Below are 7,066 nucleotides of genomic sequence, written 5' to 3'. Positions count from 1 at the left end.
AGTTCCACTAAATACACATCGTTTTCCCGCAATGGTAAATCCAATGTAAATTGACCATCTCTCGCTACGCGCACTGTTTTTTCCTGCGCTGGTTGTCCACTTGCTTGCGCTTTTAATTCTGTTACCTGGGCTTTGGTCAATTGTGCTGGTGAACCCATGCCGATGTAGGCGGTGTAAGCATCATTGCGTTGATAACCCACCTGCGAAATGCGCAAAGTGTATTTGCCTTTTTTCAAGCCGCTTAAACGAATGTTAGCTTCGCCTTTGTTCTTGGGCGGCAAGTCTTTGATGTAGTACTGCTGGTTGTTGATGCCATCCGGCAAGGTGTGGGTTGAATCCCACAGCAGTAGTTGTACATTGCCTTTTTCATCTTTTGTGGCGAAGGATTGTGCATCCTTATTTTTTAATTCAATCGGTGATAACTTGTTTAAAAACTGATACGCAAAATACGCCGGTTTTTTTATTCCTTGTGTGTTCATCAAACCAAAGCCGCCGTGAAAGGCTTCAAAGCGTGGGCCTGGCTCTTCAAAAATATCGGTGAACACCCAATAAGACATAGACTGCGCCGCGTCGCCGACTTGTTTTAATTTTTGCAAAATGTACGCCGCTTGATGATAGGAATCATGGGTAGGATCTGACGGTGTATAGGAAGAACTCCACTCGGTGTAATGCAATTCCAGATTGGGCATGGCCGATGCCGCAATTTCCTGACGATTTTTTAATACATCGCGTGCAACAGCCAATTCATCTTTGGATAGCACCGTTCCGGTATTGCCATATTCATCAAGAAAACCCTGATTAACGCCATAAGAATGAGTGCTGACAAAATCCAGTGGCACGTTATTGGTAGCGCAGTAGGCGATCATTTCCGGAATCCAAGCGGCACCGGCGGTCGCTGGTCCGCCGACTTTATAATTCGGGTTCACACGTTTAATCGCACGCGCACTGTGGGCGTAGAGTTTGAAATAATCTGCTTGCGTACCCGCCCAAAAGCCATCGAGATTGGGTTCGTTCCAGACTTCAAAATACCAGCTCTCCACTTCTTCAGCGCCGTAGCGTTGCGTCCAGTGCTCCGTCAGTTTTTGAATTAACGTTTCCCATTTTTCATAACTGTGCGGTGGCGTTACATTGCCGCGCCACCAAAAGATGGTTTTGTCGCTGCTCGCCAGCGCTGAGGGCATAAAACCCAATTCGACAAACGGTTTCATGCCGATGCTCAGAATGTAATCGTAGAGGGCATCAATGTATTGAAAGTTATATTGCTCGCGACCCTGCGCATCAATCTTGTAAACGCCCATGTCGTCGGTGAGTAAACCGTGCATACGGATGTATTGAAAGTCAGTGTCGCGTTTTAATTCTGCCAATTGCTGTTGCCAATCGGCACGCAGGCCTTCATTAGCGCGGCCGGCACCTATACTGGTTTTGAAAAATGTATTGAATGGGCCCGCGACTTGTTGCGCGTCGATTGCGATATTGCGCGCTTGTGCGAATGTGGAAGTAGATGCAAGTAAAAGACAGAAAAATGTGAAGCAAGAAAGTGTGTTAATTCTCATTATGGTTCCTGTGTTTTTTCACGCCGATAGGTTGTGATCGCTGTTATCAGGTAAGTGCGTAGTGTTTTTCCGCCGCGGAAATTCCTTTGTAGCCAATCTGCAGGGCTTCTGTTGATGTGTGTACTGAGCTATTTTGAATAATTAAGTCATGCCCAAATTCCAGTGAAGATCCCAGCACGATGACCGCGTCAGTCCGCGCATGAAAATCCATTTTTGCAGTGCGGCGATTAAAAATATTCACACCCTGTGGCAGAGTTTTTCCTTCGCTCGTAGTGACAAGTCCGCTGACTACCGCTACCCATGCAAATTGATGGTTTAGTGGTAATTCATAACTCCAGTGTTGTTCGGCCTTCAGCGGTACGACTAGATAATTCAACTGCGAAGGGATCGCAAAATCGCTGCGTTTTTTGCCATGCCAGCCAATTAATAATTTAGCGGGGTCGCCATCTATTGCGTTGGGTTCTGCATGTAAATAGGCGCTCTGCGGGGGAGAATTTTCCAGTGCGGGCGATAATGCAATACACATTTGTACGGCGATAAAGTCGCGTGTGACGGGCGTTATCGAGTGCCAAATACCAGCGCCCGCAATCACCCAAGCCCAGCCGTCTTTTTGCAATCGGCCCTGTTTGCCGGTGGAGTCGGAGTAGGCGGCCTCACCGGCAATCACGTAAGTGATAATCGCTTGCCCTGATGCTGGTGTTAACGCGGGTTCGCCTTGTTGGCTTTGTGCGCTTAGCAAGTTGAGCGATATAAAGGGTTTGATTTTTTCGATATCACTTTCTGCTGCAAACACATTATTTTTATGCTGCAGATAAGTCGCATCCATGTTGCTAATGCTGTCGTTTGTTGAAGTGGTCATGTTTTTTCCTCGGCGATCTTATGAGAAAAAGCGTTATTGCACGGCAGCGCCATTCATCAGCGCATCAAACGCTTGCTGGTCCAATACTTTGTTATTGGTTCGGTCGAGCAATTCACCTATGTCCCACAAGAAGGGCACCATGCCGTTCGCGATGGCTTGTTTAGTGAGGTAATTGAGGTAATAGGCGCGGCCATCGAGATGCAATTGCAAATCGGCGCCGGTTAAATTTTTGCGCACGCCTGTGCCAAATTCGCCCATGATCACCGGAATGCCTTTATCCACAAATTTCGTTTTCATGGATTTGAATTGCAGGTCGACATAATCCTCTTCGCCCCAAGTGGGGTTGTGGGCGGTGTCGGTGGTGGAGTGGAAACCCTTGCCCCAATAGAAAAACTGGTTGCCCCAGCTCTCGTCTTTGGTCATGCCGGTGTAATTCCAGGGGCTGTAAAAATGAATCTCGGCCATCAGGCGGTTGGCGACTGAATCGGCCGGCATTGCTGTCATCAGCGTGTTGGTTTTTTCGATATCGGTGGATGGACCTTGCACGATAAGCACACGCTGCGCATTTTTGCCGCCGGTTGCGCGCACTGTGTCGATAAAGGTTTGGTGATAGGAGTGCAATACGGCCATCTGCGCGGCGGTTTCCACATTGGGTTCGTTGGCGCTGGCAAAGAGCACGCGCTCATCAAAATCGCGCAGTTGTGTGGCAATTTGTTCCCAAAAAGCTTTTTGTTTTGCGTTGTTTTGTTCCTGCTTGGCGGGCACCACATTGTTTTCCAACCAGCCGCCATCCCAATGGATATTGACGATCACGTAGAGATTGTTATCAACACAATACTGCACCACTTCTTTCACGCGATTGAGCCAGTTGGGGTCGATTTCAGCGGTGGTTTGGTTAGCGTACTGATCCCATGACACCGGTAAGCGCACGGCGCTAAAACCGGATTGTTTTACGAAGGCGACAAACTCTTTGGTGATTTTCGGATTGCCCCAATAGGTTTCCGATTTACCGCCCATGGCTTCCAGTGTGTTGCCGATGTTAAAGCCGATCTTGATCTTACTGGCGATTTGCGTGGCAGTGCTCTCCATGCCGGTGGTATCGGCAGGCAGAGGATTCAGGTTGTAGCTGGGATAAATCCCGCCGGTTGCCGGAGCGCTGGAGGAAGAGGCCGCTACGCTGGATGGCACTGCAACCGCTGATGAACTAATCGTTGCCACTGAGCTTGGGGCTGTAGACGATTGTTGAGGTTTGGAGCTGGCTGCTGGAGTCGCTGCGCCACTGCCACCGCCGCCACCGCATCCCAGCAGGGAGATTAATAGGCTTGATAACAGTAGTCTGTTTTTTAAGGTCATAGCAATTCTCTTTATTGTTGTTAGTAACCGATGGCTGCGCGCGTCAGGAGATGCAGCAGCTAAGGAGGTTTGAACGGGAGAGTTTTGCTAATGACAGGTGGCAAGTGGTAATGCTTGCGCTAAAAAGGCTATCAATTGGTAAAAAGTTGCAGTTTTTTTAATTTAAGTTGAAGAGTTTGGTGTTTTGTCGCACAGGCTTTTATAGATTTTGGGGGTGCAGCTGTACTCTTCTTTGAACAATTTATTGAAGTAGGAGACGTTTTTGTATCCCACCGAGTAGGCGATTTCAGCGATGTTGGCATCTTCCGCTTGCGCCAATAAACGCGCGGCTTCGGTCAGGCGCAGTTTGTTCAAATAGCCGGTAAAGGTAAAACCCAGCTCGGATTTGAGGATGTCATTAATCTTGGTGCGGCTCACACCTATCTCACTCGCCATGGCATCCAAGGCCAGCTCGGGGTTGGCATAGCGCGTCGCCATAAAATGCAATATGGCGCTGCGGTCTTTATCGCGCAGCGGCTCAACAGATAATTGTTGGTAGGCAATCAGCGGTCGGTCGCGCTGTATTTTGTTGTGCAGTTCCCGAATCAAGGTGTGGGTATGCTGGCGGAAAAACCACAGGGCGTAAGCACCCCAAAGCAGCAACAAAAAAGCGCCGTACAGGTACAAATAAAATCCGTTGTGCCCGATCAGGGTGATCTCGCTTAACTGGACGTTGGTGTCCATGTCCATTTGGGTTTGGACGCTGCTGCCAAAATTAAGCTTCGCTACTTTATTGAGCTTGTATTCCTTGCGCGATAATTCGACCTTAAACATTTCGAACCACCATTGCGGTGTTTCCAGGCGGGTGAGGTCAAGCTCGACTGCGCGCCACTCGGGACTGCAAGAAAAAAAAGTTGAGGGCGAGCGATAACTCAAAAAGTCACCGGCCTTTGATACCTGTTCATCAAAAGTGAGCAAGGAGAAGCTAAGGGTGTTGGCGGTGGAGCATTTCGCGCTAAAGACAATTTTGTCGAATGCCGATAAATCCACTAACGCAGGTACATTGTTGGGGTCGGTAAAAACCAGATTAACGGCCACAAAAGGATATTGTGCCTGACGCGTCAGGGTGAAATTAAAATTCAAACTGAAAGTGTCATCAGCAATCCGGAGGCTCGAGCTTCCGCCCTGATACACATCGGTTTGCGGCTCGGTTTGCCACTGAAGTTCCGCTTGGCCGCCGGGTAAAAGCGCGACCTGCATAAACGTTTTGCTCACGCACAGATAACCAAGCGCCCCGCTCACCATCAGCAGGCAGAGCAGGGTGATAAGGGCTCGGTTATAAAAGTGCTGCATAAATGCGCTGCTGTTTTTTAGCGCGGAAAGAGGGTTTTCACACCCTCTTTGGTGCCGAGCAACAAGACGTCCGCCGGTTGCGCTGCAAATAAACCGTTGGTCACGACACCAGTGATTTGGTTGATGCGGGTTTCCAGACCGACTGGGTCGATAATCTGCAGGTTGTACACATCGAGGATTACATTGCCGTTATCCGTCACTACGCCATCGCGGTACACCGGTGTGCCGCCCAGTTTGACCAATTCACGTGCGACATAAGAGCGGGCCATAGGGATCACTTCCACCGGCAGCGGAAACTTGCCCAGCACATCGACCCATTTGCTTTCATCGGCGATGCAGACAAATTCTTTGGATACGGCGCGCACGATTTTTTCGCGCGTCAAGGCGGCGCCGCCACCTTTAATCAGGTGCAGGTAAGCGTTGCTTTCATCGGCGCCATCGACATACACCACCAGCTCGCTTACCGAGTTGCAATCCAGCACCTCAATACCGAGTTTTTGCAGACGCGCAGCCGAAGCGTCGGAGCTGGCCACCGCACCGGCGAATTGGCTTTTGATCTCGCCCAGATAATCGATAAAAAAATTCGCAGTCGAACCAGTGCCGACGCCAATAATCGAGTCGCTAAACAATTTGGGTTTGATGTATTCGATCGCCGCGCGCGCGACAGCTTGTTTGAGTTGGTCTTGGGTCATAGTGGTTGTCCGGTCAGGTGGGGCGCTTGTTGAGTAGCAAGCCGCCGATCTATTATGGTTCGCCCATCGCAACCGGTTAAAAATTTGAGACTCGACATAAACCCATCCGTGGGGGCTCATCTTCGACATCCCTGTCTCAGACGGTCTCAAACCTTTAACCGGGTGCGACAGGCTAAGCACGTTGAGTGTGCAAAGTGAGCGCATTATACGGATTTTCGCCGTGCCAGCGGCGGCTAAATTGTTTACACTGCGGCGACTTTTTCATTCATTGACTAAACAGTCCACCTCACTCGCGAATGCCAGAACTCACATGCCTGAATCCTATATAAAACGAATCCTCAACGCCCGCATCTATGATCTTGCGGTGGAAACCCCGCTCGACGAAGCGCGCCTGTTGTCAGCGCGTACCGGCAATAAAGTCCTGCTCAAGCGCGAAGACTTGCAGCCGGTGTTTTCATTCAAGTTGCGCGGCGCCTACAACAAGCTGCTGCAGCTGACTGAAGAAGAGCGCAACCGCGGGGTGATTTGCGCCTCGGCTGGCAACCACGCGCAGGGTGTGGCACTCGGCTCCCAGCACTTGGGGATCAAAGCCACCATCGTAATGCCGCGCACGACGCCCGCGATTAAAGTCGATGCCGTAAAAGCACGCGGTGCCAAAGTAGTGTTGCATGGCGATAGTTACGACGAAGCCTCTGCCCACGCCAAAAAGCTTGTGGAAGAAAAAGGGCTGACCTATGTGCACCCCTTTGATGATCCGGATGTGATCGCAGGCCAGGGCACTATTGCGATGGAAATCCTGCGCCAGTATCCCGGTAAAATCGATGCGATTTTTATCGCGGTCGGCGGTGGCGGTTTGGCGGCCGGTATTTCGGCTTACGTGAAATACGTGCGCCCGGAGATCAAAATTATCGCGGTGGAATCGGAAGAATCCGCCTGTTTGAAAGCGGCGTTGGACAAGAAAAAGCGCGTGGTGCTGCCGCAAGTGGGCATCTTTGCCGATGGTATCGCAGTAGCGCAAATCGGTGAAGAAACCTTCCGCGTGCTGCGCAAAACGGTTGATGAATGCATCACCGTGAATAACGACGAAATTTGCGCGGGCATCAAAGATATTTTTGAGGATACTCGCTCGATTGCCGAGCCAGCGGGCGCAACTGGCATAGCGGGGCTGAAAAAATACGTGGCGGAACACGGCATCACCGGCCAAACCCTGATTGCCATCGACTGCGGCGCCAATATCAATTTTGATCGCCTGCGCTATATCAGCGACCGCACCGAAA

The 7,066-nt window shown here is 50.4% G+C and carries 6 protein-coding genes; 1 reads left to right on the top strand and 5 read right to left on the bottom strand.

The features are described 5' to 3' along the window. The 5 genes from ACWA6V_RS14485 to rpiA all read right to left on the bottom strand — a co-directional run. The coding region (locus tag ACWA6V_RS14485) for a GH39 family glycosyl hydrolase (RefSeq protein WP_449523159.1) at positions 1 to 1,553 on the bottom strand (1,553 nt) is incomplete at its 3' end. Positions 1,554 to 1,599: 46 nt separating this feature from the next. Then, the gene (locus tag ACWA6V_RS14480) at positions 1,600 to 2,412 is read right to left on the bottom strand and encodes a pirin family protein (protein ID WP_449523158.1); all 813 of its coding nucleotides are present in this window, start codon (positions 2,410 to 2,412) and stop codon (positions 1,600 to 1,602) included. Between the two features lie 33 nt (positions 2,413 to 2,445). Continuing rightward, positions 2,446 to 3,765, bottom strand: coding sequence for a glycoside hydrolase family 5 protein (locus tag ACWA6V_RS14475; protein ID WP_449523157.1), 1,320 nt, complete (start codon positions 3,763 to 3,765; stop codon positions 2,446 to 2,448). Between the two features lie 162 nt (positions 3,766 to 3,927). Further along, positions 3,928 to 5,097 (bottom strand): helix-turn-helix domain-containing protein, encoded by a 1,170-nt coding sequence (locus ACWA6V_RS14470; protein WP_449523156.1) that lies wholly within the window; start codon positions 5,095 to 5,097, stop codon positions 3,928 to 3,930. 17 nt (positions 5,098 to 5,114) lie between these two features. Beyond that, on the bottom strand, positions 5,115 to 5,789 hold the full coding sequence (gene rpiA, locus ACWA6V_RS14465) for a ribose-5-phosphate isomerase RpiA (protein WP_449523155.1): 675 nt from the start codon (positions 5,787 to 5,789) through the stop codon (positions 5,115 to 5,117). Between the two features lie 310 nt (positions 5,790 to 6,099). Between rpiA and ilvA the strand changes: the two genes are divergently transcribed. Next, on the top strand, positions 6,100 to 7,066 hold a 967-nt coding region (gene ilvA / locus ACWA6V_RS14460), incomplete at its 3' end, for a threonine ammonia-lyase, biosynthetic (RefSeq protein WP_449523154.1).

The organism is Cellvibrio sp. (assembly GCF_053579595.1).
The sequence above is the reverse complement of the archived record's forward strand: the minus strand, read 5'-3'. Positions and strand labels throughout refer to the sequence as shown.